Origin of the sequence: Novosphingobium sp. NPDC080210 (genome assembly GCF_050281025.1) — a bacterium.
Classification (GTDB): domain Bacteria; phylum Pseudomonadota; class Alphaproteobacteria; order Sphingomonadales; family Sphingomonadaceae; genus Novosphingobium.
Genome location: NZ_JBNNWL010000001.1, coordinates 491159 through 514798, shown reverse-complemented (window position 1 = coordinate 514798; position 23640 = coordinate 491159). Strand labels below are relative to the sequence as shown.

Below are 23640 nucleotides of genomic sequence, written 5' to 3'. Positions count from 1 at the left end.
AGGGCCATCGAACCGTTTGCAGTGACAACAGAACAAGTGACCCAAAGCGCGTGAGCGACGACACCGAAATCCTTGAACCTTCATCCGAACCGACCGGTCCGCTGGGCGAATTCCAGCGCATCGACATCGTCGAGGAGATGAAGACCAGCTACCTCGACTACGCGATGAGCGTGATCGTGAGCCGCGCACTACCCGACGTGCGCGACGGGTTGAAGCCGGTTCACCGCCGCATCCTCTTCGCCAGCCAGGAAGGCGGCTTCGTCGCGGGCCGTCCCTACCGCAAGAGCGCGAAGATCGTCGGCGACGTGATGGGTAACTACCACCCGCACGGCGACGCCGCGATCTATGACGCGCTGGCGCGCATGACGCAGGACTGGTCGATGCGCCTGCCGCTGGTCGACGGCCAGGGCAACTTCGGCTCGATGGACCCCGATCCGCCAGCCTCGATGCGCTATACCGAAGCGCGCCTGGCCCGGGTGGCCAGTTCGCTGCTGGAAGACCTCGACAAGGATACCGTCGATTTCGTCGACAACTACGATGGTTCGCGGCAGGAACCGTCGGTCCTCCCGGCCCGCTTCCCGAACCTGCTGGTCAACGGCGCAGGCGGCATCGCGGTCGGCATGGCGACCAACATTCCGCCGCACAACCTGGGCGAAGTCATCGACGCTTGCCTTGCCACTATCGACGATCCGGCGATTTCGAACGAAGACCTGATCGCCATCGTTCCGGGGCCGGACTTCCCAACCTCGCCTCTGATCCTGGGCACCGCCGGTGCGCGCAAGGCCTATACCGAAGGGCGCGGCAGCATCATCATGCGCTGCCGTCACGAGATTGAGGAAGGTCGGGGCGACCGCCGCTCAATCGTGCTCACCAGCATCCCCTATCAGGTCGGCAAGTCCAACCTGGTCGAAAAGATCGCCGAGGCCGCGAAGGAAAAGCGGATCGAAGGCATTTCCGACATCCGCGACGAATCGAGCCGCCTGGGCGTGCGCGTGGTGATCGACCTGAAGCGCGATGCGACCCCGGAAGTCGTGCTGAACCAGCTGTGGCGCAACACCCCGGCGCAAAGCTCCTTCCCGGCGAACATGCTGGCGATCCGGGGCGGCCGTCCCGAAGTGCTGACGCTGCGCGACATCATCACCAGCTTCATCTCGTTCCGCGAGGAAGTGATTACCCGCCGCACCAAGTTCGAACTGAGCAAGGCGCGTGACCGGGCGCACATCTTGCTGGGTCTGGTGGTAGCCGTCACCAACCTGGACGAGGTGGTGAAGATCATCCGTGGTGCCTCCAACCCGGCCGCCGCCCGCGAAGCCCTGCTGCGCCGCGAATGGCCGATTGGCGACATCGCGCCCTACATCAAGCTGGTCGAGGCAGTCGAGCCGAGCGCCGAACAGGAAGGCGGCACCTACCGCCTGTCGGAAATCCAGGTGAAGGCGATCCTCGACCTACGCCTGCACCGCCTGACCGCCCTGGGCCGCGACGAGATCGGCGACGAGCTCAAGGAACTGGCTGCGGCCATTTCCGAATACCTCTCGATCCTGGCTGACCGGGTGAAGCTCTATGGCGTGATGCGCGACGAGCTGGTCCTGGTCCGCGAAGCCTATGCCACGCCGCGCATGTCGGAAATCACCGCGGCTGCCGATGGTATCGACGACGAAGACCTGATCGAGCGGGACGAGATGGTCGTCACCGTCACGATGGACGGCTATATCAAGCGCACCCCACTTTCGACCTTCCGTGCGCAGAACCGTGGCGGCAAGGGCCGCGCCGGCATGGCGACGAAGGACGAAGACGTGGTGACCACCATGTTCGTCACCAGCACGCACAACCCGGTGCTGTTCTTCTCCACCGCAGGCAAGGTTTACCGGCTCAAGGTGTGGAAGCTGCCCGAAGGCGGTCCGGCCACGCGCGGTCGTCCGATCGTCAACCTGCTCCCCGCGCTGGACCAGGGCGAAACGATCCAGACCGTTCTGCCGCTGCCGGAAGACGAAGCCGAATGGGGCAAGCTCTCGGTCGTCTTTGCCACGGCCAAGGGCAATATCCGCCGCAACGCGATGGACGCCTTCGCCAACATTCCCAGCAACGGCAAGTTCGCCATGCGGTTCGAAGAGGATTCGGACGACCGCCTGATCGGTGTCGCCCTGCTGGAATCGAGCGACGACGTCCTGCTCGCCACCCGCGCGGGCAAGGCGATCCGCTTTGCCGCCGACGAAGTGCGCGAATTCACCAGTCGCACTTCGACCGGCGTGCGCGGCATGACGCTGAAGGGCGATGACGAGGTTATCAGCCTGTCGATCCTCCACCGCGTCGGCACCAGCAGCGAAGAGCGCGAGGAATACGTCAAGTTCGCACCGTGGAAGGGCGAGCGCGAGGGCGAGCCGACCATGTCCGCCGAGCGTATGGCCGAACTGACCGAGCGCGAACAGTTCATCCTTACGGTCTGCGCCAACGGCTATGGCAAGCTCAGTTCCGCCTACGAATATCGCCGCACGGGTCGCGGCGGCCAGGGCATCACCAATATCGACAACATTGCCCGCAACGGTCCGGTCGTCGCCAGCTTCCCGGCCACCCAGGCCGATCAGCTGATGCTGGTGACCGACCAGGCCAAGCTGATCCGCCTGCCGCTGGGAAGCCTGCGCGTCATTGGCCGCGGCAGCGCCGGGGTGCGCCTGTTCAACGTCTCGAACGATGAACACGTCGTCTCCGCCGTCCGTCTGGCCGACGATGGCGAGGACGATGCTGAGGAGATCGGCGAAGCGGTCGTGGATGAGGTCGCCGCAACCAGCGAAGGCGGCGAAGACTGATGCCGCTGCGGGTCGAACCCTCGGGCGGCGCGTGCGGGGCACGCGTCACCGGGCTCGACCTGTCAAAGCCGCTGGATGCTGAAACCGTCGCCGCCGTCCGCGCGGCGTGGTTGCAGCATCACGTCCTGGCCTTTCCCGACCAGGCGATGACCGACGACGATCTTGAGCGCTTCACTTGTTATTTCGGCGGGTTCGGCGACGATCCGTTCTTCGCGCCGATCCCGGGCCGGCAACACATCGCCGCGATCAGGCGCGAGGCGGATGAACAAAGCCCTCTGTTTGCCGAGAACTGGCACGCGGACTGGTCCTTCCAGGCGCGCCCTCCGGCAGGAACTTGCCTGCTGGCCATCGACATTCCTCCGCATGGCGGCGACACCCTGTTTGCCAACCAGCACCTGGCCTGGGAAAGCCTGACAACGGATCAGCAATCACGCTATGCCGACTTGATCGCGATCCACTCGGCCCGCCTGCCCTACGCGCCGGACGGGACCTATGGAGCGAAGGACAAGGGCCGGTCGATGGACATCCGTCCCAGCGAGGCGGCGCTGGCCACCCAGATCCACCCGCTGGTCCCCGCCCATCCCGAAACCGGACGGCGCGGGTTCTACTCGACCTTGGGTTATATCGTCGGGATCGAGGGCATGGCCCAGGACGCGGCCATTACCCTGCTGATGGAACTGCAGGCCTGGCAGGGGGACGAGCGCTTTGTCTTCGCCCAGAAATGGGAACCGGGCATGCTGGTGATGTGGGACAACCGCTCGGTCCTGCACCGCGCGACCGGCGGCTATGAGGGCTACCGCCGCGAACTGCACCGCACGACCATCGCCGCCTGGAACGGCGTCTAATCCCGGCGATAGGCGTCCAGCGCCAGGATTACCGTCACCAGGAACAGCGCCGCCATGGTGACAACCACAGGAACGAAAGCGCTGACCCCGTGGTCGAACCAGTCGAGCTTGAAATTCATCCCCATGATCCCGGCTCCGGCCCCGATCAGACCGATGCCCAGGGTCAGGATCGTCAGCGCCTTGAGCAGCCGGTTCGTGTTCTGCGCGATCTGCGTGGCGTAGAGCTCGAAACTGCCGACCACGGTTTCGCGCAGCCGCACGATTTCATCCGAGAGCTTTTCGAACGAGGCTTCCAGGTGCCGCAAATGCTCACGGTCCTCGGCAGTCATTTCGGGCAGGAAGTCCGGGCGGATCAGCGACGTGACGATGGGCCGCAAATCGCTCAGCACCCCGCGCATCCGCGCCGTCCGGCGTCGCAGTACTGTCAGGACCGATAGGGTGCTGCGCCCCTCCTTCCCCGTCAGGGTGCGCTGCTCGACCTTGTCGATCTCCGCATCGATGGCAGAAATATGCTGGTGGAACCGCCCGAAGTGCTCCGCCAAAAGCGCGGCTGCCAGGGTGGTGCCAGACAGGTTGCCCTTCATCGTCTCGCCCACATCGCGCGAGATCAGATCGGCAAAGTCGGTCGCGTCCGGCGGCCCCATGGAAACGAGCCAGTGATCCCCCACCAGCAGGACCAGCTGCGCGCTGATCGCCTCACCCGATGGCGGCAGGACCGGAATGGCGAGGTGGTAGAACTCCTGGTAAACCCGCACGTTGTCCGGTACCCGCGCCGCGCAGGCCAAGGCCTTGCTCAGCGGGGCCGTCGGTTTCAGGCTCGCCAGATCCTCCGCCTCGCCGTTCAGCCACAGCAGGCTGCTTTCCGTCAGGGCAACGGAGCTCACCTCGTCCGGTTCGAGCCGCCGGTCGTGTCCGTTCGCGTCGTAATAGAGAAGGTCCATGCAGCGCCTGCGGTGTGGTCCGACAGGAACGCGCCACCCTTCACGCGGTTGCGCTGCGCCTGCGCAGTTCCCCCACCACCCCGGTGCAGATCAGGAACTGGCCAAAGTAATAGAGCGGCCAGATCAGCAGGTTCGGCAGCGGGCTTTGCGCCATCGGGCCAATCCTGGCGAAGATCAGCAGGTCCGACACGGCAAACATGACCGCGCCCAGCCCGACGCGGTAGCGCGGAAAGGAACTGGTCCAGGCGGCAGCCGTCATCACGCCAAGCCCCAGGGCGTAGAACGCCACGCCGGGGGCTGCCGCGCGGTCCGATGGAAGCATGAAACTGATGGCCGGGATCAAAACCGCAAAAGCTATGCCGGCAAGTTTCTGGCTGGGGCTGAGCCGCGCCCGCCGGTGGCGCCAATAGAGGTGTATGGCAATCAGGTGCCCGATCAGGAACGCCACCGCGCCCCATTCCAGCACCAGCTCGATCAGGACGTCGCCCAGCGCGCCAAAGGCCATGACTGCTGCAATCTGCCGCGAATCCGCACCCTTGTGCCTGGCCAGCGCATAGAGCGCGAGCAAGGCCACGCCAGCCCCCTTCCAAGCCATCAGGTAGAGCCCGGGAATCTGCCCGTCGCGGACGAAGTAATAGCTGATTCCAGCCAGCAGGCTGGCGAGCAGCCAGGGCCGTTTTTCCGCGAGCGCACGTTTCGGCATCGGTTTCCCCTTCCCTTTCGCACATGCTGCCGTTGGAATTTTCCGCGCGCAAGGCTAACCGCATGGGCATGGCTTACGATGTACACATTATCGGCGGCGGGATGGCCGGCAGCGAGGCGGCATGGCAACTGGCCAAGCGCGGAATCAAGGTCCGCCTGTCGGAGATGCGCGGCGGCGGCGATACCACTCCGGCGCACCAAGGCACCGGCCTTGCCGAACTGGTCTGCTCCAACTCGTTCCGCTCCGACGATCATGAAAACAATGCGGTTGGCCTGCTGCACCAGGAAATGCGCGAACTGGACTCGCTGATCATGGGCGCGGCGGAAGTTGCGAAGGTTCCGGCCGGGTCGGCCCTGGCGGTGGACCGCGACGTATTCTCTGCCGAGGTGGAAAAGCGCCTCTCCGCCCTGCCCAATCTGGAGATCGTCCGCGAACGGATCGACCGCCTGCCCGCATCGGGCCTGACCATCGTGGCGACCGGGCCGCTGACTGCTGCGGCTCTGGCTGACAGCATCGGGCAAGCCACCGGTGCGGACAGCCTGGCCTTCTTCGACGCCATCGCGCCCATCGTCCACCACGACACGATCGACATGGACATCGCATGGAAAGCCGCACGATGGGACAAGGGCGGCAAGGACTATATCAACTGCCCGCTCAACAAGGACCAGTACGTCGCCTTCCGCGAAGGCCTGCTGGCGGGTGAAAAGACCGAATTCCGCGAATGGGAATCCAATACGCCCTATTTCGAGGGCTGCATGCCGATCGAGGTCATGGCTGAACGCGGCGAGGACACACTGCGCTTTGGCCCGATGAAGCCCGTCGGCCTGGACAATCCGCATTGGGCCACGCCGGAACACCCCAATGGCCGCTGGCCCTATGCCGTGGTCCAGCTGCGCCAGGACAACAAGCTGGGCACGCTGTGGAACATGGTGGGTTTTCAGACCAAGCTGAAATATGCCGAGCAGGTGCGCCTGTTCCGCACCATTCCGGGCCTTGAAAATGCCGAGTTTGCGCGGCTGGGGGGGCTGCACCGCAACACCTTCCTCAACTCCCCCGTCCTTTTGGACCGGCAGCTGCGCCTGAAATCTGCCCCGCACGTCCGCTTTGCCGGGCAGATCACCGGCTGCGAAGGCTATGTCGAAAGCGCCGCGGTCGGCCTTATGGGCGGCCTGATGACCGCTGCGGAAGTGGCTGGCCGGGGCTGGACCTCCCCGCCCCGCACCACCGCACTGGGCGCGCTGCTGTCGCATATTACCGGCGACGCCGAGGCGGAAAGCTATCAGCCGATGAACGTCAATTTCGGCCTGTTCCCGCCAGTGGATGCCGAGGTGCGCAAGAAGCAGCGCAAGCTGGCCTATACCCAGCGCGCCAAGCACGACCTGCAAGGCTGGCTGGCGAGCGCCTGACCGATCAGCACTTGCAGGCGGGTTTCTTTACCGGCTTGGGCTTGGTCGTGGCGAATTCGGGCCGGGTCAGGCTGCCGTTGCCATCGGCGTCCGCCTTGCGGAACCGGTTGCTGGATACCACGGCCCATTCTTCAAAGCTGAGCAGGTTGTTGCCATCCTTGTCCAGCTTGCGAAACGCGGCGACACGCGGCTGAAGCGCCTCGGCCCGGCTGATCAGATTGTCACGGTTGCGGTCGAGCCGGTTGAAGCGGCGCTCCTCTCGCGTGGCCTCGTCCACTTCGGGCAGGTCCGCGCCAACCAGCCCTTCGCCGTCTTCCTCCGGAATGGGCAAAAGATCGTCCTGCCGCTCCGCCAGCATGGGCGGCGGGGGAGGAGCTGCCGCTTCAACGGCGGCCTTGCCCTGCCACCAGAACAGGCCCGCCCCGGCCAGCAACAGCGCCGAAACCGCACCCAGGACAATCCGGTTCATGCCAAGTCCTCCGTAACCGTCTGGAAGCAATAGCCTATCTGCCCAGCAAGCCAAGCCGGATCGCGGCCAGTCCGTCCCGTATTCCGCCCAGCAATGCTCCATTCCCGCGCTGGCGGGCAGCCAGCCCGTGGAGCAGAGCCAGGGGACGTAAATCCTTGCCGATCCTTGGCCTGCCCCAGTCGCGCGTCTGGATCAATGCCTTGACCACGGCCAGCTCCTGCGGGTCAGAAATATGCGCTGCCAGGTCCGCCAGGGCCCAGTTGAAGCCCGCCCGCGCCGCTTCCTCCGCCTGTCCTGCCGCCCCTGCCCGCTCCGCCAGCGCAGCAAAGGCTGAAGCCCTGCCCTGGGCAAAGTTGCGGACGGCAAAGGCAGCCAGCGGCGGCTCGGCCAACAGCGCTTCCCAGCCATCGACCAGGGCGGCCAATTGGGCCCGCTGCGCCCCCCATGGTGCGAGCAGGGCCAGCACGGGTTCATCGTGATGAAAGCCGGTCGCTTCTTCGCTCAAGCGGTCCCGCCACCAGGCCAGGCGCATCTGGGTCAGCATGGGTTCGCGCTGCTGGGCGAGCAGACGCGAAAGTCGCAGATCAAGCGAGAATACCGCGAGACAATCGGCACGCGTTGCAGCCGGAGCATAGGCCAGGGCCAGGCGGCGATCAGGGGGCAATTCGTCCAGCAGGGCTGCAGGTTCCATGCGCCAGCGCCTACCGCTCCGCATGAGCCCTGCATAGCGCGTTAAACAAATTCCAAGCGGAACGACAACTTAGCGCGCCGTTAACCACACCCTTAGACAGTGTGCACACCACACTACGTATATGGCCTGCCAACAAGATTCCATCTGGGGGCACCATGCTTCAGTCGATTCGGCGAAGTTTCCGCAATTTGAAGAACAGCACCAGCGGCAACGCGACGATGCTCGTGGCCCTTGGCCTGCCGGTTCTGATCGGAGGATCGGGCCTGGCTGTCGACACGGCGCAGTGGTATATGTGGAAGCGCGAAATCCAGTACGCCGCAGACCAGGCGGCGCTTGCCGGCGCATGGGCGCGCAGCAATGACGATTCCCGGGACGTCTACGTCACGCGCGCAAAGCAGGAATTCGCTGCCAACCTCTCAACCACGCGCACGATAACGACGGAACCGACGGTTCGCCTGGCCGATTACAATGGCGGCGACGACAACAGCGTGGTCGTGACGGTGGCAGCCTCGCAGCAGTTGCCGTTCTCCAGCTTTCTCACCGGCGAAGGCGCCACGGTCAGCGTCTATTCCCAGGCAAGCTTCACCGACGGGGAACGCTATACCGCGTGCCTGATCGCCGTCGACGAAGACGACAGCGGCGCAATCACCATCGGCGGCAGCGCCACCCTGACGGCGGCCTGCGGCATTGCGGCCCTTTCGACTTCTGACAGCTCGATCGTGATCAACGGTAACCCCACGCTCGATCCGGGCTGGGTTGTCTCGGCAGGCGGCATCGACGACTGGCTCAACCAGCACACCGATGCCGAGATCCGTGAATACCTGAGCGGTCTGGCCGACCCGTTTGCCGATCTGACCACGCCGACGCCCAATCCCAATCCGGCGCAGACATATCAGTGCATCGCTGCAACGACGACGACTACCGGGGACCGTCGTACGAAAACGGACACCATTTACACCTATTGGCAGGGCTCAAACACGAACAACGCCACGCAGCTGACAACCTATAGCGGCACTGGATACCTGCCCAACGTCAACGGCTCGTGGACGCCCTGGGTGTACAACACCACTCTTCCGGTCAACACCGTCAATGGCGTTACGACGACCGATGGAACGCCCACCTGGACCTCACTGGGCGGCTCCGGACAGAACCGGAAGTGGCGCAAGACGGTCTTCCGCACGACCAGCGAGGTTGCCAATGCCGTGACAGTGGGCACCAATACCCAGGCAACCTTGAATCAAGGCACCTATCGGGGCGGATTTGACGTCAGCTGCACCACCGTCCTCAACCCCGGGATCTATGTCATCGACGGCGGACGCCTCAAGATCACCGGGCAGTACCAGGTTACCGGTGCGGGCATCCTGATCGTCCTGAAGAATGGGGCCTATATCGACATTACCGGCGGCTCGAACATCGCCCTTACCGCAGCGACATCTGCGCAGCTCAGCAGCGTAGGCGGCTTGTCCACTACGCAGGCGCAGGAGTTCGCAGGGATGCTCGTCTTTGAAGACCGCGCCTCGCAAGGCAGCGATGGCCGCAACTCCCTCAACGGGAACGCCGATACGGTCCTTAACGGCAAGATCTATCTGCCGAAAAGCGACATCCGGTTCAGTGGCAGCGCATCGGTAACCAGCGCCTGCCTGCTGATCGCGGCTGCCAACATCACGCTGGAAGGGGATGCGAACATGACCAGCTTCTGCCCGCCGGGGATGAGCAACGTGGACGAGGTCACCACTGGCCGCGCCAAGGTAAAGCTGGTCGCATGACGGGCCTGCTCGCCCTTCTCCGCCGGTTGCGGCGCGATAGCGACGGTACGATGGTCATCGAAACGGCCATCGTCACGCCGGTCCTTGTCTTGCTCACTCTGGGTTCCTACCAGGTCAGCAACATGGTAGCCCGGCAGACGGAATTGCAGAGCGCAGCCGCCGAAGCGGTGGCAATCGCACTCGCCGCTGCGCCCGATACGGCCGCCAAGCGGACCGTTGTCGAGCAGGTGATCGAAAGATCCAGCGGACTTGCGGCGGACAAGGTTTCTGTCACTGCAGCCTATCGCTGCGACGACAGCACCAGCTATGTTACTTCGCCTGACAGTTGCAGCTCCGCCAAGGTGGTATCCTCGTTCGTGAAGATCGATCTGCGCGATACCTACACACCGAGCTGGACCAATTTCGGCGTAGGCTCTCCGATCAATTACAACGTTACCCGCTACGTGCTGTATCAACAGGATGAAGTGTGATGCGCGCCATGCTCAAACAGATCTGGCACCGTCAGGATGGCTCGGTGATCGTCGAATTCGCGTTGATCGGTCCTGCCCTGCTCACGATGTTCCTGGCCGTGCTGCACTTCGGCATCGGGATGCAGAACTATAACGCGCTGCGCAGTATCTCTGGCGACGTGGCCCGCTATGCAGTGGTGAACTATCAGACGGATACCCGGCTGACGACGGGCCAGCTCAGCGACTTTGCCAATGGTATCGCAACGCGCCCGCCTTATGGCCTCCAGCGCAGCCGCTTTCTGGCGACGATGCAGAATGCACCGGTCCAGCGGGTAGTCGGGGCGACGGAATATACGCTCACCCTGACCTACATGGTGCCGACGATGCTCTCGATCATCGGCATCGACGAAATTCCCATTACCTATACGCGCCCGGTCTTCGTAGTCGCCCCGACGGCGGCCTGACCGGACCAGGAAGACCCGTCCGGCCTCGCCATCAAGCGAGGCCGGGCGGGATTATCCTTGTTACCGATAGCAGACCTTGCGCACGGCAGCGACGATGCGCGGAGCATCGATGATCGCGGCCTTTTCCAGGTTCGCGGCATAGGGCAGCGGCACGTCTTCGTCGCAAACGCGCAGCACCGGCGCGTCGAGGTGGTCGAAGCCATCCTCCATGCAGATCGCCATCACTTCCGAAGCGATGGAGCAGACCGGCCAGCCTTCCTCCGCAATGACGAGGCGGTTGGTCTTGGCGAGGGACGCCAGGACGGCTTCCTTGTCCAGCGGCCGCAGGGTGCGCAGGTCGAGCACTTCGGCCTCGACCCCCTCGGCAGCCAGCGTTTCCGCCGCTTCGAGTGCCAAGCCTACACCGATAGAGTAGGAGACGATGGTCACGTCCTTGCCTTCGCGCATGATCCGCGCCTTGCCAATCGGCAGGACATGGTCATCGAGCTCGGGCAGTTCGAAGCTGCGGCCATAGACCAGCTCATTCTCCAGGAAGACCACCGGGTCTTCGCTGCGGATCGCGGCCTTGAGCAGGCCCTTGGCATCCGAGGCGTCATATGGCGCGATCACGATTAGGCCCGGTACGCTGGCGTACCACGGTGCATAGTTCTGGCTGTGCTGCGCACCCACGCGGCTGGCCGCCGCGTTGGGACCACGGAACACGACCGGACAACGCATTTGCCCGCCCGACATGTAATTCGTCTTGGCCGCCGAGTTGATGACGTGGTCAATCGCCTGCATGGCGAAGTTGAAGGTCATGAATTCAACAATCGGACGCAGCCCGCCCATCGCCGCGCCAACCCCGATCCCGGCAAAGCCATATTCGGTGATCGGCGTATCGATCACCCGCTTCGGCCCGAATTCGTCGAGCAGGCCCTGGGTGACCTTGTAGGCGCCCTGGTACTGCGCCACTTCCTCGCCCATCACGAAAACGCGCTCGTCCCGGCGCATTTCCTCGGCCATGGCATCGCGCAGGGCTTCGCGCACGGTCGAGGTCTTCATGTTGGTGCCAGCGGGAACCACCGGATCGTCCGCGCGCGGACGCGGTGCCGGAGGGGCGGTCGTGGCGGGGCTGGCGGCAGGCGTTTCGGATTCGGCGGCTTTCTGGACGGCAGCAGGTGCAACGGCAACCGCCTCACCCTCTTCGCCGATCACCGCGATGACCGTGCCGACCTTCACGCCCTCGGTCCCTTCCGGAACCAGGATCGCGCCGATCGTGCCTTCATCGACCGCTTCGAACTCCATCGTTGCCTTGTCGGTCTCGATCTCGGCCAGGATGTCACCGGCCTTGACCGCATCCCCTTCCTTGACCAGCCACTTGGCAAGCGTCCCCTCTTCCATCGTCGGAGACAGTGCGGGCATTTTCAGTTCGATGCTCATCAGTAGCTCTCCACCAGGACGTCGGTGTAGAGTTCGGACATATCTGGCTCCGGTGAATTCTCTGCAAAATCAGCGGATTCGTTGACGATGCTGCGAATCTGCTTTTCAATTTCCTTGATCCGGTCTTCGGCAATGCCGCGCTGCAACAGCTCGGCCTTGGCCGCATCGATCGGGTCGTGCTTCTCGCGCATTTCCTGCACTTCCTCGCGGGTGCGGTACTTTGCCGGGTCGGACATGGAATGTCCGCGATAGCGGTAGGTGTGCAGTTCCATCAGCACCGGCCCCTTGCCAGCACGGACATGGGCCACGGCCACCTCTGCAGCGGCGCGCACTTCCAGCACGTCCATGCCATTGACCTTCATGCCCGGAATGCGGAACGCCGTGCCGCGGCGGTGGAATTCGGTTTCGGCCGAACCGCGCGTAACGGCCGTACCCATGGCATAACCGTTGTTCTCCACCACGAAGATCACCGGCAGGTTCCACAGCGCCGCCATGTTGAAGGCTTCGTAGACCTGACCCTGGTTGGCCGCACCGTCGCCGAAATAGGCCATGCACAGCCCGCCATCGCCGCGGTACTGGTGGGCGAAAGCCAGACCGGCGCCCAGCGGCACCTGCGCGCCGACGATGCCGTGCCCGCCGTAGAACTTGTGCTCGGTCGAGAACATGTGCATCGACCCGCCCTTGCCCTTGGAAATCCCGGCGCCGCGCCCGGTGAGCTCAGCCATGATGACCTTGGGATCGATGCCATAGGCGAGCATGTGACCGTGATCGCGATAGCCCGTGATGACGCTGTCCTTGCCCTCTTCCAGAGCGGATTGCAGGCCGACCGCAACGGCTTCCTGGCCGATGTAGAGGTGGCAGAACCCACCGATCAGGCCCAGACCGTAGAGCTGACCGGCCTTCTCCTCGAAACGGCGGATAAGCAGCATCTGCTCATAGAACTTGAGCAGTTCGTCGTCGCTGGCCGCATAGCGGGGGTTAGCATCATGCGCGTCCTGCAAGCTGCGCAGCGCGAAGGTTTCCTCGTCCGCGGCTGCCGTTTCAGGCGCTTTGCGGCTCGATCCGGATTTAGCCAATTTCGTATCCCCTAGGGTATGGAACTACTGTTCCGGCTATAGGGAGAACGGCGCGCGTGGCAATCCGCCGCATACGAATTTGATGCCGGAATGTCCGTTATGTGAGCAAGAGCGCCGTAGCGTCACTTGATGATGAGGACGACCTCATCCGGATGCACGACATTGAGATTGGAGCGCAGCAATTCGCCGGCCATGTCGGGGTCAACCTGCTGCGGGTTAAGCAGGGCAACGCGGTTTTTCAGCTCTGCGCGTTCCGCCTGAAGCTGGGCCAGTTCCTTCTGGCGCTCGGCCAGCATGCGGTTGTTGTCGCTCCACGCCAGGAACCCGCTCGGCCCGAACAGGACCCAGCCACCCATGGCCATAAGCGAGAACAGAGCAAAGCCCTGCGTCACCTTTTCCTTGGCCAATTTAGGTTCGTTGCGTCCGCCCATAGCCCCTTAGAATCACAGTTAACCGGGCCGTGCAACCCGTAAAGTTACATATCGCAACGGCAGGGCGAAAATCTCCATGACGGTCAGGTACTTTCGCTGAATTCAAAGGGGTTGAATTCGAAACGAGATATAGCCTTTGGGTGCCGGATGATTGCGAAGGTCCAGTGAAACTTTGTGCGTCCGGTTTCCGGGTCCACGCGACTCCAGAAGCATTGTCGATCCATGAGGGGATAGAACAACGCTGCGCCCATCAATGATGAGTACTGCTCCAGTCACGTTCGGTGTGTGGTCAGCATAAACAATGTAGCCATTCGGACTGTTACAGAACTCTTTCATTTCACCCAGATCAACCAGAACTCCTCCTGCCGGGGTGACCTTTGGCTCCACCGAGACCCTGCAGATGGTTGGCACAAATCCTCGCAGAGTGATTTGATATGTGCCGGACTGAATGGACGGGCCATGAGCATTTGAGCTCTCGCTTGAAGCAAATTGGACAGTTGCAGGCAGGGAGGCAAGTAGCAAGAGCATTGCCAAAAGACCAACCAATAAACCCATAATAAACTGGGGCTTAAGCGATTCTATCTTCATGGCGAAATCCTTCCGCTTCGCGAACGCTTGGCGCAGAATAGCAGCCTATGTTAATTAGACATAGTGTAAAAATCCTAGGTCACTTTACCGGATCGCCCTTACGCTCCCCCATTATGCCCATGAGAAAGCAAGGAACTGTGATGCACCAATAGTGCGATTTGTTCCGTGTGCGTGAGCAGACCACAGCGGCGCCTCAGCAGGTGCCGGTAACTACACGTGAAGTTCGCGAATGGTGCGCCCGGCGGGATTCGAACCCACGGCCCCAAGATTAGGAATCTTGTGCTCTATCCTGCTGAGCTACGGGCGCCCCGCGCTTCCCATAGGGGGAGCCGGCGGCTCTGGCAATCAGTTGAGATCCTCCGGCGCAGCAACCGGGAACGGCAGCGGCATGACTGCTATCCCTTCTTCCAGAAGGTCGCGCGCCTCTTCCAGCGTCGCCTGTCCGTGGATCGTCTCGACGTCACGCTCGCCATAATGCATTTCGCGGGACTGCTCGGCAAAATCCTTGCCGACCCAGCGCGATTGCTTGAGCGCTTCCTTTTGCAGCGCGGCCAGCTTGGCCAGAACCTCGACCGCTTCGGGCGGAAGCGGCGCGGAGACCATTGCCTGTTGCGGCCTCGTTTCGGCCACCTGATTACCCTTGCGCGGCACGGCCGGAGCCATCGGCGCCTTTGTCACCTCAGCCGAGCCACATTCCGGGCAAGTGACCAGGCCGCGCGCCTGTTGGCCCGCGAAATCGTCGGAAGAAGCAAACCAGCCTTCGAAACGGTGGCCTGCATCGCAAGCCAGGTCGAATACGATCATTGCGCAATCGGCCGCTTGTTCGCCAAGCTGGGCAACTGGGCGCGAACCGCCGTGATCCGGCTGCGGTCCAGTTCCGCAAAGGCGAGGTTCGCCGCCTCTCCGCCCATGTCCAGGATGACATCGCCCCAGGGGTCGATCACCAGGCTGTGACCATAGGTTTCGCGACCGTCCTGATGCTGCCCGACCTGGGCGGCAGCAATGACGAAGGCGCTCGCCTCGATCGCGCGGGCGCGTTGCATCACGTGCCAGTGCGCCGCGCCGGTTGGCCGGGTGAAAGCGGCGGGGATGGCAATGGCATCGCAGCGCGCCTTGCCCAGCGCTTCGAACAAGGCCGGAAAACGCAGGTCATAGCAGATCGCCAATCCCAGCTTGCCGACCGGGCAATCCACGGTCACGACGGCTTCACCCGGCGCATAGGCGGCGGATTCACGCCAGCTTTCGCCGGTGTCCAGGTCCACGTCGAACATGTGGATCTTGTCATAGCGGGCGGCAATCGCGCCGTTGCTGTCGATCACGAAGGAACGGTTCGCCCAGCGCCCGTCCTCGCGCAGCACCGGGATGCTGCCCACCGCCGCCCAGATTCCTGCACCCGCAGCAGCTTCACGCGCGGCGGCCAGGACCGGGCTTTGCTCCTCCGGAACGACGTGGGGAGTGGCGCGGGCCCGATCACGATCGATCAGGCCGGTCATTTCCGGCGTGAAGATCATCTCCGCCCCGCCCATGGCCGCAGCGCCAATCGCTCCGGTCAGCACTTCGGCATTGTGCAGGGGGTCGATCCCCGAAGTCATTTGCAGGACGGCGATGCGGGTCATCGGCTCATAGCCCCAGCAGGGGGGCCAGCTTGCCCGCCCGGTCGAGCGCGTGGATATCGTCCGACCCGCCCATGGCCTGATCGTTGATGAAGATCTGCGGCACGGTCATCGCACCGGGCGCGCGCTCCTGCATTTCCGCGCGCTTGGGTCCGCCCATGGTAATGTCGTACTCGGTGTAGCTTACGCCCTTCCCGTCCAACAACGCCTTGGCGCGGACGCAATAGGGGCAGCCCCACTTGGTGTAGATTTCAACCTTCGCAGCAGACACGCGCGCACTCCTCTTGAAACGCAGCCGGGCTAGCATATCTCGGATGCGAAGTCATGGTCCGCAAGGGCATGGCTTCACCGGGATGCCACCTTGGGTCCCGCCAAACCATGATTGCTCATTTCAAGAGGATTATGCCATGAACCGTTTCGATTTCACCCCCTATCGCCGCACCATGGTCGGTTTTGACCGCCTGTTCGATCTTCTGGAAAACCAGGGCCGGATGAACAGCGGCGACAATTATCCCCCCTTCAATATCGAGCGCCGGGGCGAGGACGCCTATCGCATCACTCTGGCCGTGGCGGGCTTCAAGCCGGCTGACATCGACATTACCGCCCAGCAGAACCTGCTGGTGATCCAGGGCAAGAAGGCGGACGAAGCTTCGGCAGGCCAGTTCCTGCACGTCGGCATCGCCCAGCGCGGGTTTGAGCGCCGTTTTGAACTGGCGGATTATGTCCGCGTGGAGAACGCTAACTTGGAAGACGGCCTGCTCACCATCGACCTGGTGCGCGAAGTGCCCGAAGCGATGAAGCCCAAGAAGATTGCGGTCGGCACGCAAAAGACGCTCAGCGTCGTGCACGACGCAGCGAGCGGCGGCGACAGCCAGGCCGCCTAAGCCCATATATCGAAAGCGGATATGAAAAAGGGGGTGAGGCAGAACCTCACCCCCGCGACGCTTGCGCGTCGCCTGTCGCATCGCGATCATCCGGGTCGCAGAAGATGATCAGATCGCGACAAGCTGTACAGGAGGCCGTGTTTTCCGGCCTTCCTACCGTATTGGGAAGTAGCGCTTTTTTGCCGCTCGTAAAGACTGGGGAATGCCCCTCCAGCCCTAAAGGTACGTATTCACAACGCATATCCAAGGCAAATCACTGGCCTACATGGATAATTTTGAGTGAACGCCAAGTGTAATTTTTTTAGCCTAACGCGCTGATAATACCGACCCCGGGTTTCAACAAACGATTGCCGAAACTGGAGCGATTCGGAATTGGATAACTTGCGTTAACTTTTTCAAATCCGCAGAGAATTTGGAAAGCGTTACACCAACCGCGCTTGCGCCAGGGCAGCCGCGATGAAGCTGGCGAACAGCGGGTGCGGCTCGAACGGACGGCTCTTCAGCTCAGGATGGAACTGCACGCCGATGAACCACGGGTGGTCGGGCCGCTCGACGATTTCGGGCAGCAGACCATCAGGCGACATGCCAGAGAAAACCAGTCCGCCCTTCTCCAGCGCCTCGCGGTAGGCACCGTTCACTTCATAGCGATGGCGATGCCGCTCGCTGATCTGCGTTGCCCCGCCATAGATCGACGAGACATGGCTGTTGGCACCAAGCTTGGCCTCGTAGGCGCCAAGCCGCATGGTCCCGCCCAGGTCGGTATCGGCACCGCGTTTTTGCAGGCCTTCCGGGCTCATCCATTCGGTGATGATGCCGACGACCGGTTCGCTGGGTTCACCGAACTCCGTGGAGCCGGCGCCAGCAATTCCGGCGGTGTTCCGCGCGCCTTCCACGCAGGCCATCTGCATGCCCAGGCAAATGCCGAAGAACGGCACCTTGCGTTCACGGGCAAAGCGCACCGAGGCAATCTTGCCCTCGGTCCCGCGCACTCCGAAGCCGCCGGGCACCAGGATGCCGTGCATCGGCTCGAGCTTGGTCACGATCTCGTCGTCGCCGCCTTCAAACAGTTCGGCGTCGATCCACTTGATATTGACCTTGACCCGGTTGGCCATGCCGCCGTGGATCAGGGCTTCGTTCAGGCTCTTGTAGGCGTCGGGCAGGCCGACATATTTGCCGACCACGCCAATCGTCACCTCGCCCTCGGGGTTCTGGTAGCGGTCGACGATATCTTCCCACTGCGACAGGTTCGGCGCGGGGCTGGACAGGCCGAAGTGGTGCAGCACTTCCGCGTCGAGGCCCTCGGCGTGATACTGTAGCGGCACAGCATAGATGCTGCTGGCATCAAGCGCTTGGATCACGGCTTCCTTGCGGACGTTGCAGAACAGCGCGATCTTGGCGCGTTCGTTTTCCGGCAGCGGATGCTCGCAGCGGCAGAGCAGGATGTCCGGCTGAACGCCCAGGCTGGTCAGTTCGCGCACCGAATGCTGGGTCGGCTTGGTCTTGAGCTCACCCGCAGCGGATACGTACGGCACCAGGGTCACGTGGACCGAACAGAACCGTTCGCGCCCCAGTTCGTTGCGCAGCTGGCGGATCGCTTCGACAAAGGGCAGCCCCTCGATGTCGCCGACCGTGCCGCCGATTTCACACAGCACGAAATCGAGGTCGTCGGTATCGTCCAGCGCAAACTGCTTGATCGCGTCGGTGACATGCGGAACGACCTGCACAGTCGCGCCCAGATAGTCTCCCCGACGCTCCTTGGTGATGATGTCACGATAAATGCGGCCAGAAGTGATGTTGTCGGCCTGGCGCGCCGAGACGCCGGTAAAGCGCTCGTAATGGCCCAGGTCCAGGTCCGTCTCGGCGCCGTCGTCGGTCACATAGACTTCGCCGTGCTGATAGGGACTCATCGTGCCGGGGTCGACGTTCAGATAGGGATCGAACTTGCGGATCCGGACCTTGAATCCACGAGCCTGGAGCAGAGCCGCGAGGCTTGCCGCCATAAGACCTTTGCCGAGCGAGGAGACCACGCCGCCGGTGATAAAAATGTACCGCGCCATGGGAGTCGCGCCTTAAGCCGAAGTGGGGGGATCCGGCAAGCTCGGCTTACCGCAATCCACAATTAGCGGGTGAAAAAATGGCAACCACCGGCCAAATCGACCGGCGGGCCATCCTTGGAGCAGCGTTTTTACTGCTTCGGAGCCGGTGCGCTGAGCGGATCGGCTCCTGCCGGAGCAGCAGGACCGGCCGGAACCGTGCCGCCGCCCAGCGGGTTGATCGGAGCCGGCTGACTCGGAACCGAGGAGCGGTTCAGGCTGTCCTCGATCTGCCGATCGGTCCCGTTGCTGGCTGCCAGGGCGGCCAGCAGGATGCTGAGCGCAACGAAGGCAGTTGCCAGGATCGTCGTCGTCCGGGTCAGGAAATCCGCCGCGCCGCGCGCCGACATCAGGCCCGCCGGGCTGCCGCCCACACCCAGGCCGCCACCTTCGGACTTCTGCATCAGGATCACGACGATCAGCAGAAAGGCGACGATGGCCTGAACGACGGTCAGGAAGATGATAAGCGACATGGCATTCCCGGAAAAACTGGTCTGTTGCCGCGCATCTAGGCGCGCGGCGGCTCAAGTGCAAGCCGCTGGCTTATTCCGCGTCAGGACCGGCTGCCGCCAGGACAATGGCCAGAAAGCTGTCGGCGGTCAGGCTGGCGCCGCCGACCAATGCCCCGCCCACCTGGTCCGCGCCCAACAGTTCCTCGGCATTCTTGGCATTGACCGAACCGCCATAGAGAATGCGGATCGCCGCGCCATCCTCGCCATAGATGTCCAGCAGGCGCGCACGGATCGCGCGGTGCATGGCGGCCACATCGTCCACCGAAGGGACACGGCCCGTGCCGATTGCCCAGACCGGTTCATAGGCTACGGTGATGCGCGGGGTCAGCCCCTCGCCGCGGGGCAGCGAACCGTCCAGCTGGGCACAGACCACGGCTTCGGCCTGGCCTGCATCGCGCTCTGCCTCGGTCTCGCCCACGCAGACGATGACTTCGAGGCCAGCACCCAGGGCAGCTTCTGCCTTGGCCTTGACCACTGCATCGCTTTCCCCGTGCATGGCGCGGCGTTCGGAATGGCCAACGATGGTGAACTGCGCGCCGGCATCCGCGAGCATCGGAGCAGCGACGTCGCCGGTGAAAGCGCCCGAAACCTCGGCATGGCAATCCTGCGCGCCGACCGAGGCAGTCTGCACCGCCTCGCTCATCGCCTGGATCAGGGTGAACGGCGGAGCAATGCCAACGCGCACGCCGGGATGGCGGGCCGCGCCGCGATCAATGGCCCGCGCTTCCGCCAGCATGGCGCGCGTGCCGTTCATCTTCCAATTGCCGACTATGAAAGGCCGGTTGGGCATCTGGATTCCTCGCTGAACAAAAATTTCCCGCTCGACAGGCAGGCTCAGAACCGCGCCTAGGCGAGTGCATCGCAGGTTGTCAAAGGGGATGCGGCAAAGCGCCGGGGATGGTGCCCGCAAACCATTGCTTGCAGGCGCAATGCTGCTAAAGCCCGGCCTGATGCGCCGATGGTCGGCGCGGGTTCACTTCCTGGCGAGCGAGCAATGCTTCAGTCTTTCCGCAGTTTTTTCCAGTCCAAATGGGGGGTCGCCATGACCCTTGGCTTCGTCGCGCTGATCGCTTTTGCCTTTGCCAGCGGCGACGTGGCGAACATGGGCGGACTGGGTTCGGCCGGCGGGAAGACCACCCTGGCCAAGGTCGGCAAGGAAAAGATCGAGAATGCCGAGGTTGAACGCTCGGTCCAGACGATCCTCACCCGGATGCGCCAGCAGGACCCGACAGTGAACATGGCTACTTTCCTGGGCCGCAACGGCCTGGAAGACCTGCTTTCCTACCTGATTGACCGCAAGGCGGCACGCCAGTGGGGCCAGCGCCACGGCATCTACATCGGCGACCGCCTGATCGACAGCGAGATCGCCAAGATCACCCGCATCCAGGCTCCCGATGGCAAGGTCGATCCGGCGCTTTACCGCCAGTTCCTCGCCGAACGCGGCATGACCGATGCCGAGTTCCGCAAGGAAGTCGCCGAAGACCTGGTTGCGCGTCAGCTGACCGGGGCAAACCAGCTTGGCCTGCGCCTGCCGGCGAAGATTTCGATGCGCTATGCCGCCGTGATTCTCGAGCGGCGCAAGGGTGCAATCGTCACTCTTCCCGCCGCCGCCTTCGCGCCTGCCGCCCCGCCGAGCGAGGCGGAAATCACCGGCTGGTACAATGGCCGCAAGGGCGACTATGCCCTGCCCGAACGCCGCACGATCCGCTACATCACCTTTGGCGACAACGTGCTGAAGAGCGTGCCCGCCAGCACCGATGCCGAAATCGCTGCGCTGTATAACGCCAACAAGGCGAAGTACGCGCCGACCGACAAGCGCAAGCTTTCGCAGCTCGTCCTCCCCACCGAGGCGGCGGCGAAGGCCGTTGCGGCCGAAATCGCGGGCGGCAAGTCGCTTGAAGCATCTGCCGGGGCCAAGGGCCTGTCGGTTGCCAACCTGGGCAGCATGGAAAAGTCCGCCTTTGCCCTGCAAAGCACGGGCGATGCGGCCAATGCCGTGTTCTCCGCACCGACCGGCAAGGTTGCCGGACCGTTCAAGTCGCCCTTGGGCTGGCTGCTCGTCCGGGTTGACGGGATTGACGGCAACCCTGGCAAGACGCTGGAACAGGCACGCCCCGAACTGGTCAAGCAACTGGCCGAAGACAAGCGCCGCGCCGCCATCGCCGAATTCTCCGCCAAGATCGAAGACGACCTGGCCAACGGCGCAACCCTGCCGGATCTGGCCAAGGACATGGGCCTTCAGGTCCAGGAAACCGCGCCGCTGACTGCGGACGGCAATGTCTTTGGCAAGCCGGGCCTGACCGCGCCCAAGGAACTCGCACCGATCCTGCAAGCCGCCTTCACCATGGAAGGGGAACGTCAGGCGCAACTCACGGAAACCGAACCGGGCAAGACCTTCATGATCTATGACGCCGGGTCGATCACGCCCGCCGCACCGCCGCCGCTGGCTGCGATCCGCGACCAGGTGATTGCCGACATCCAGCTGTCAAAGGGCGCCAAGGCGGCCAAGGCTGCTGCGGAAAAGGTCCAGACCCAGATGCAGAAGGGCGTTTCGGCGGAAGCCGCCCTCGCCTCGCTCGGCGTCCCGCTGCCCCCGGTGGACCGGGTGGAAAAGGCGCGGATGGATGTGCAGAGCCAGGGGCAGAACGCGTCCAAGCCCGAATTGCTGCTGTTCTCGATGGCCAAGGGCAAGGTCCGCCTGCTCGCCGCGCCGCGCAATCGGGGCTGGTACGTCGTGACGGTGAGCGAAGTGATCCCCGGTCAGGTCGCCCCGAACGATCCGCGCCTCGCAGGTCTTCAGGAAAGCCTGCAGGGCGCGTTCGGCAAGGAATACGACGACCAGCTGAGCAATGCGATGCGGACGGAAATCGGCACTACCCGTAACGAAGAGCACATCTCCGCACTGAAGAAGCGGCTCCAGACCGGACAATAAGCCCATCATGAGCAGTACCCGTCCCGAGAACTGGACCGCCGCGTCCGCCGCCCTCGCCTCAGGCCGTTCCAGCCTGATCTGGCGCAAGCTGGTGGCGGATACCGAAACCCCGGTCGGCGCGGGAGTCAAACTAATCGAAGAAGGGCGCGGCGACTTCCTGCTGGAATCGGTTGAGGGCGGCGAAGTCCGGGGGCGCTACAGCCTGCTGGGCCTCGATCCTGACCTGGTGTTCCGGGCAACCGGCGCGGCGGCGGAAGTGAACCGCCAATGGCGCGATGATCGCGCCGCCTTTGCCCCGCTGCCCGGGGACAGCATGGCGGAGCTGCGCGCGCTGGTGGGCGAATGCCGGATCGACGTGCCGCAGGAATTGCCGCCGGTCCTGTCCTGCCTGGTCGGCTATTTCGGCTATGAAACCTATGGCCTGGTCGAAAAGCTGCCGCGCCCGGCGGAGAATCCGCTGGCCCTGCCGGACATGCTGTTTGTCCGCCCGGCCCTGATCCTGATCTTTGACCGGCTGACCGACGCGCTGTGGTGCGTCGCGCCGGTATGGCCGAACAGCGGCGATCGCGCGCTGGAACAGGCAGAAGAGCGGATCGACGCCGCGCTGCTCCGCCTAACCAAGGCGGCACCCTTGCCCGTGCGCGACGCCAGCCTGCCGGAGCCAGCCCTTCAACCCACCATGGCTCCCGGCCAGTACCGTGACATGGTGCTGCGCGCGAAGGACTACATCGAAGCAGGCGACATCTTCCAGGTGGTGCTGGCCCAGCGCTTTACCTGCCCGTTCACGCTGCCGCCCCTCTCGCTCTATCGCGCGCTGCGGCGCGTGAACCCCTCGCCCTTCCTCTACTTCCTGGACCTGCCTGGCTTTGCCCTGACGGGGTCCAGCCCGGAAATCCTGGTTCGCGTTCGCGATGGCGAAGTGACGATCCGGCCTATCGCTGGCACCCGCCCGCGCGGTGCGACTCCGGACGAGGACCGCGCCAACGAGGCGAGCCTGCTGGCCGACCCCAAGGAGCGCGCCGAGCATCTCATGCTGCTCGACCTGGGCCGCAACGACGTGGGCCGCGTGGCCGAGGCCGGTTCGGTGAAAGTCACGGAAAGCTACACGATCGAGCGTTACAGCCACGTCATGCACATCGTCTCCAACGTGGTCGGGCGCCTTGATGCGGCGAACCACGATGCGATCGACGCGGTCTTCGCAGGCTTCCCGGCCGGAACGGTCAGCGGTGCCCCCAAGGTCCGCGCCTGCGAGATCATTGCCGAGCTGGAACCCGAAACGCGCGGCGCCTATGCCGGCGGCGTCGGCTACTTTGCGCCCGACGGCAACCTGGACAGCTGCATCGTCCTGCGCACCGGAGTGGTCAAGGACGGCATGCTCCACGTCCAGGCCGGTGCCGGCATCGTGGCCGACAGCGACCCTGCCTATGAACAGCGCGAGTGCGAGGCCAAGGCCGGTGCCCTGATCGCCGCCGCGCGCGAGGCTGTTCGCGTCGCGGGTGAAGCGGGATACGGGCAATAGCTTGACCGCCGGGGCCGCGCATGGCTAGCCTGCGG

At 63.6% G+C, this 23640-nt stretch carries 23 protein-coding genes and 1 tRNA gene; 9 read left to right on the top strand and 15 right to left on the bottom strand.

The annotated features are described in order from the left end of the window. Nucleotides 1-50 precede the first annotated feature (50 nt). Nucleotides 51-2804: a DNA gyrase subunit A gene (gyrA, locus tag ACQKOE_RS02485; RefSeq protein WP_427511405.1), complete on the top strand. Its 2754-nt coding sequence runs from the start codon at nt 51-53 to the stop codon at nt 2802-2804. Then, complete coding sequence (locus ACQKOE_RS02480; RefSeq protein WP_427511404.1) at nt 2804-3649, top strand: TauD/TfdA dioxygenase family protein; 846 nt, start codon at nt 2804-2806, stop codon at nt 3647-3649. Before gyrA ends, ACQKOE_RS02480 begins: the two co-directional genes overlap by 1 nt. On the opposite strand, the gene ACQKOE_RS02475 is transcribed toward ACQKOE_RS02480, so the two are convergent. Together ACQKOE_RS02475 and ACQKOE_RS02470 are read right to left on the bottom strand one after the other, a co-directional pair. Beyond that, nucleotides 3646-4590 (bottom strand): CorA family divalent cation transporter, encoded by a 945-nt coding sequence (locus tag ACQKOE_RS02475; protein ID WP_427511403.1) that lies wholly within the window; start codon nt 4588-4590, stop codon nt 3646-3648. The two genes, ACQKOE_RS02480 and ACQKOE_RS02475, sit on opposite strands and share 4 nt — an antisense overlap. Before the next feature lie 40 nt (nt 4591-4630). Then, nucleotides 4631-5293 carry a lysoplasmalogenase family protein gene (locus ACQKOE_RS02470; RefSeq protein WP_427511402.1) on the bottom strand — a complete coding sequence of 221 codons (663 nt, stop codon included), beginning with the start codon at nt 5291-5293 and terminating at the stop codon, nt 4631-4633. Between the two features lie 68 nt (nt 5294-5361). On the opposite strand from ACQKOE_RS02470, the gene trmFO reads away from it, so the two are divergent. Then, nucleotides 5362-6699, top strand: a complete 1338-nt coding sequence (trmFO, locus tag ACQKOE_RS02465; protein WP_427511401.1) for a methylenetetrahydrofolate--tRNA-(uracil(54)-C(5))-methyltransferase (FADH(2)-oxidizing) TrmFO — start codon at nt 5362-5364, stop codon at nt 6697-6699. Nucleotides 6700-6703: 4 nt separating this feature from the next. On the opposite strand, the gene ACQKOE_RS02460 is transcribed toward trmFO, so the two are convergent. Both ACQKOE_RS02460 and ACQKOE_RS02455 read right to left on the bottom strand, forming a co-directional pair. Then, on the bottom strand, nt 6704-7168 hold the full coding sequence (locus tag ACQKOE_RS02460) for a hypothetical protein (RefSeq protein WP_427511400.1): 465 nt from the start codon (nt 7166-7168) through the stop codon (nt 6704-6706). A 34-nt stretch (nt 7169-7202) separates the two neighbouring features. Continuing rightward, nucleotides 7203-7859, bottom strand: a complete 657-nt coding sequence (locus ACQKOE_RS02455; protein WP_427511399.1) for a hypothetical protein — start codon at nt 7857-7859, stop codon at nt 7203-7205. Between the two features lie 155 nt (nt 7860-8014). Here ACQKOE_RS02455 and ACQKOE_RS02450 point away from each other — a divergent pair, with 155 nt between their 5' ends. From ACQKOE_RS02450 to ACQKOE_RS02440, 3 genes are read left to right on the top strand one after another with little or no spacing between them, the layout of a single operon-like run. Next, nucleotides 8015-9625 (top strand): pilus assembly protein TadG-related protein, encoded by a 1611-nt coding sequence (locus ACQKOE_RS02450; RefSeq protein WP_427511398.1) that lies wholly within the window; start codon nt 8015-8017, stop codon nt 9623-9625. Then, nucleotides 9622-10095 carry a TadE/TadG family type IV pilus assembly protein gene (locus ACQKOE_RS02445; RefSeq protein ID WP_427511397.1) on the top strand — a complete coding sequence of 158 codons (474 nt, stop codon included), beginning with the start codon at nt 9622-9624 and terminating at the stop codon, nt 10093-10095. Before ACQKOE_RS02450 ends, ACQKOE_RS02445 begins: the two co-directional genes overlap by 4 nt. Continuing rightward, entirely contained in the window at nt 10095-10538 is a 444-nt protein-coding gene (locus tag ACQKOE_RS02440) for a TadE/TadG family type IV pilus assembly protein (protein WP_427511396.1), read from the top strand. Before ACQKOE_RS02445 ends, ACQKOE_RS02440 begins: the two co-directional genes overlap by 1 nt. 60 nt (nt 10539-10598) lie before the next feature. Here the strand turns inward: ACQKOE_RS02440 and ACQKOE_RS02435 are convergent, their stop codons facing one another. The 8 genes from ACQKOE_RS02435 to grxC all read right to left on the bottom strand — a co-directional run bounded on the left by ACQKOE_RS02435 (nt 10599) and on the right by grxC (nt 15972). Next, nucleotides 10599-11957, bottom strand: coding sequence for a pyruvate dehydrogenase complex E1 component subunit beta (locus ACQKOE_RS02435; RefSeq protein ID WP_427511395.1), 1359 nt, complete (start codon nt 11955-11957; stop codon nt 10599-10601). After that, nucleotides 11957-13033: a pyruvate dehydrogenase (acetyl-transferring) E1 component subunit alpha gene (gene pdhA, locus ACQKOE_RS02430; RefSeq protein WP_374588130.1), complete on the bottom strand. Its 1077-nt coding sequence runs from the start codon at nt 13031-13033 to the stop codon at nt 11957-11959. The genes ACQKOE_RS02435 and pdhA overlap by 1 nt, the downstream gene beginning before the upstream one ends. 122 nt (nt 13034-13155) lie before the next feature. After that, a complete protein-coding gene (locus ACQKOE_RS02425; RefSeq protein ID WP_374588132.1) occupies nt 13156-13464 on the bottom strand; it encodes an FtsB family cell division protein in 309 nt (102 codons plus the stop codon). Between the two features lie 102 nt (nt 13465-13566). Beyond that, complete coding sequence (locus tag ACQKOE_RS02420; protein WP_427511394.1) at nt 13567-14052, bottom strand: hypothetical protein; 486 nt, start codon at nt 14050-14052, stop codon at nt 13567-13569. A 230-nt stretch (nt 14053-14282) separates the two neighbouring features. Next, a tRNA-Arg gene (locus ACQKOE_RS02415) sits at nt 14283-14359 on the bottom strand. 38 nt (nt 14360-14397) lie between these two features. Then, nucleotides 14398-14856, bottom strand: coding sequence for a DUF1178 family protein (locus ACQKOE_RS02410; RefSeq protein WP_427511393.1), 459 nt, complete (start codon nt 14854-14856; stop codon nt 14398-14400). Continuing rightward, nucleotides 14853-15668 (bottom strand): carbon-nitrogen hydrolase family protein, encoded by an 816-nt coding sequence (locus ACQKOE_RS02405; protein ID WP_427511392.1) that lies wholly within the window; start codon nt 15666-15668, stop codon nt 14853-14855. Before ACQKOE_RS02405 ends, ACQKOE_RS02410 begins: the two co-directional genes overlap by 4 nt. A 4-nt stretch (nt 15669-15672) precedes the next feature. Continuing rightward, nucleotides 15673-15972: a glutaredoxin 3 gene (gene grxC / locus ACQKOE_RS02400; protein WP_427511391.1), complete on the bottom strand. Its 300-nt coding sequence runs from the start codon at nt 15970-15972 to the stop codon at nt 15673-15675. Between the two features lie 100 nt (nt 15973-16072). Between grxC and ACQKOE_RS02395 the strand changes: the two genes are divergently transcribed. Next, nucleotides 16073-16549 carry an Hsp20 family protein gene (locus ACQKOE_RS02395; protein WP_427511390.1) on the top strand — a complete coding sequence of 159 codons (477 nt, stop codon included), beginning with the start codon at nt 16073-16075 and terminating at the stop codon, nt 16547-16549. 422 nt (nt 16550-16971) lie between these two features. On the opposite strand, the gene ACQKOE_RS02390 is transcribed toward ACQKOE_RS02395, so the two are convergent. The 3 genes from ACQKOE_RS02390 to tpiA all read right to left on the bottom strand — a co-directional run bounded on the left by ACQKOE_RS02390 (nt 16972) and on the right by tpiA (nt 19944). Continuing rightward, complete coding sequence (locus ACQKOE_RS02390) at nt 16972-18606, bottom strand: CTP synthase (RefSeq protein WP_427511389.1); 1635 nt, start codon at nt 18604-18606, stop codon at nt 16972-16974. 128 nt (nt 18607-18734) lie between these two features. After that, nucleotides 18735-19115 (bottom strand): preprotein translocase subunit SecG, encoded by a 381-nt coding sequence (gene secG / locus ACQKOE_RS02385; protein WP_374588144.1) that lies wholly within the window; start codon nt 19113-19115, stop codon nt 18735-18737. Between the two features lie 70 nt (nt 19116-19185). Then, a complete protein-coding gene (tpiA, locus tag ACQKOE_RS02380; protein WP_374588146.1) occupies nt 19186-19944 on the bottom strand; it encodes a triose-phosphate isomerase in 759 nt (252 codons plus the stop codon). A gap of 168 nt (nt 19945-20112) precedes the next feature. On the opposite strand from tpiA, the gene ACQKOE_RS02375 reads away from it, so the two are divergent. Next, on the top strand, nt 20113-22086 hold the full coding sequence (locus tag ACQKOE_RS02375; protein ID WP_427511388.1) for a peptidyl-prolyl cis-trans isomerase: 1974 nt from the start codon (nt 20113-20115) through the stop codon (nt 22084-22086). Between the two features lie 7 nt (nt 22087-22093). Next, nucleotides 22094-23605, top strand: coding sequence for an anthranilate synthase component I (trpE, locus tag ACQKOE_RS02370; RefSeq protein ID WP_427511387.1), 1512 nt, complete (start codon nt 22094-22096; stop codon nt 23603-23605). The last annotated feature ends 35 nt before the right edge of the window (nt 23606-23640 follow it).

Coding starts and splice junctions, on each gene's coding strand:
- ACQKOE_RS02480 (WP_427511404.1), top strand. CDS start 2,804: ATGCCGCTGCGGGTCGAACCCTCGGGCGGCGCGTGCGGGGCACGCGTC.
- ACQKOE_RS02475 (WP_427511403.1), bottom strand. CDS start 4,590: ATGGACCTTCTCTATTACGACGCGAACGGACACGACCGGCGGCTCGAA.
- ACQKOE_RS02470 (WP_427511402.1), bottom strand. CDS start 5,293: ATGCCGAAACGTGCGCTCGCGGAAAAACGGCCCTGGCTGCTCGCCAGC.
- trmFO (WP_427511401.1), top strand. CDS start 5,362: ATGGCTTACGATGTACACATTATCGGCGGCGGGATGGCCGGCAGCGAG.
- ACQKOE_RS02460 (WP_427511400.1), bottom strand. CDS start 7,168: ATGAACCGGATTGTCCTGGGTGCGGTTTCGGCGCTGTTGCTGGCCGGG.
- ACQKOE_RS02455 (WP_427511399.1), bottom strand. CDS start 7,859: ATGGAACCTGCAGCCCTGCTGGACGAATTGCCCCCTGATCGCCGCCTG.
- ACQKOE_RS02450 (WP_427511398.1), top strand. CDS start 8,015: ATGCTTCAGTCGATTCGGCGAAGTTTCCGCAATTTGAAGAACAGCACC.
- ACQKOE_RS02445 (WP_427511397.1), top strand. CDS start 9,622: ATGACGGGCCTGCTCGCCCTTCTCCGCCGGTTGCGGCGCGATAGCGAC.
- ACQKOE_RS02440 (WP_427511396.1), top strand. CDS start 10,095: ATGCGCGCCATGCTCAAACAGATCTGGCACCGTCAGGATGGCTCGGTG.
- ACQKOE_RS02435 (WP_427511395.1), bottom strand. CDS start 11,957: ATGAGCATCGAACTGAAAATGCCCGCACTGTCTCCGACGATGGAAGAG.
- ACQKOE_RS02425 (WP_374588132.1), bottom strand. CDS start 13,464: ATGGGCGGACGCAACGAACCTAAATTGGCCAAGGAAAAGGTGACGCAG.
- ACQKOE_RS02420 (WP_427511394.1), bottom strand. CDS start 14,052: ATGAAGATAGAATCGCTTAAGCCCCAGTTTATTATGGGTTTATTGGTT.
- ACQKOE_RS02410 (WP_427511393.1), bottom strand. CDS start 14,856: ATGATCGTATTCGACCTGGCTTGCGATGCAGGCCACCGTTTCGAAGGC.
- ACQKOE_RS02405 (WP_427511392.1), bottom strand. CDS start 15,668: ATGACCCGCATCGCCGTCCTGCAAATGACTTCGGGGATCGACCCCCTG.
- grxC (WP_427511391.1), bottom strand. CDS start 15,972: ATGCTAGCCCGGCTGCGTTTCAAGAGGAGTGCGCGCGTGTCTGCTGCG.
- ACQKOE_RS02395 (WP_427511390.1), top strand. CDS start 16,073: ATGAACCGTTTCGATTTCACCCCCTATCGCCGCACCATGGTCGGTTTT.
- ACQKOE_RS02390 (WP_427511389.1), bottom strand. CDS start 18,606: ATGGCGCGGTACATTTTTATCACCGGCGGCGTGGTCTCCTCGCTCGGC.
- secG (WP_374588144.1), bottom strand. CDS start 19,115: ATGTCGCTTATCATCTTCCTGACCGTCGTTCAGGCCATCGTCGCCTTT.
- tpiA (WP_374588146.1), bottom strand. CDS start 19,944: ATGCCCAACCGGCCTTTCATAGTCGGCAATTGGAAGATGAACGGCACG.
- ACQKOE_RS02375 (WP_427511388.1), top strand. CDS start 20,113: ATGGTCGGCGCGGGTTCACTTCCTGGCGAGCGAGCAATGCTTCAGTCT.
- trpE (WP_427511387.1), top strand. CDS start 22,094: ATGAGCAGTACCCGTCCCGAGAACTGGACCGCCGCGTCCGCCGCCCTC.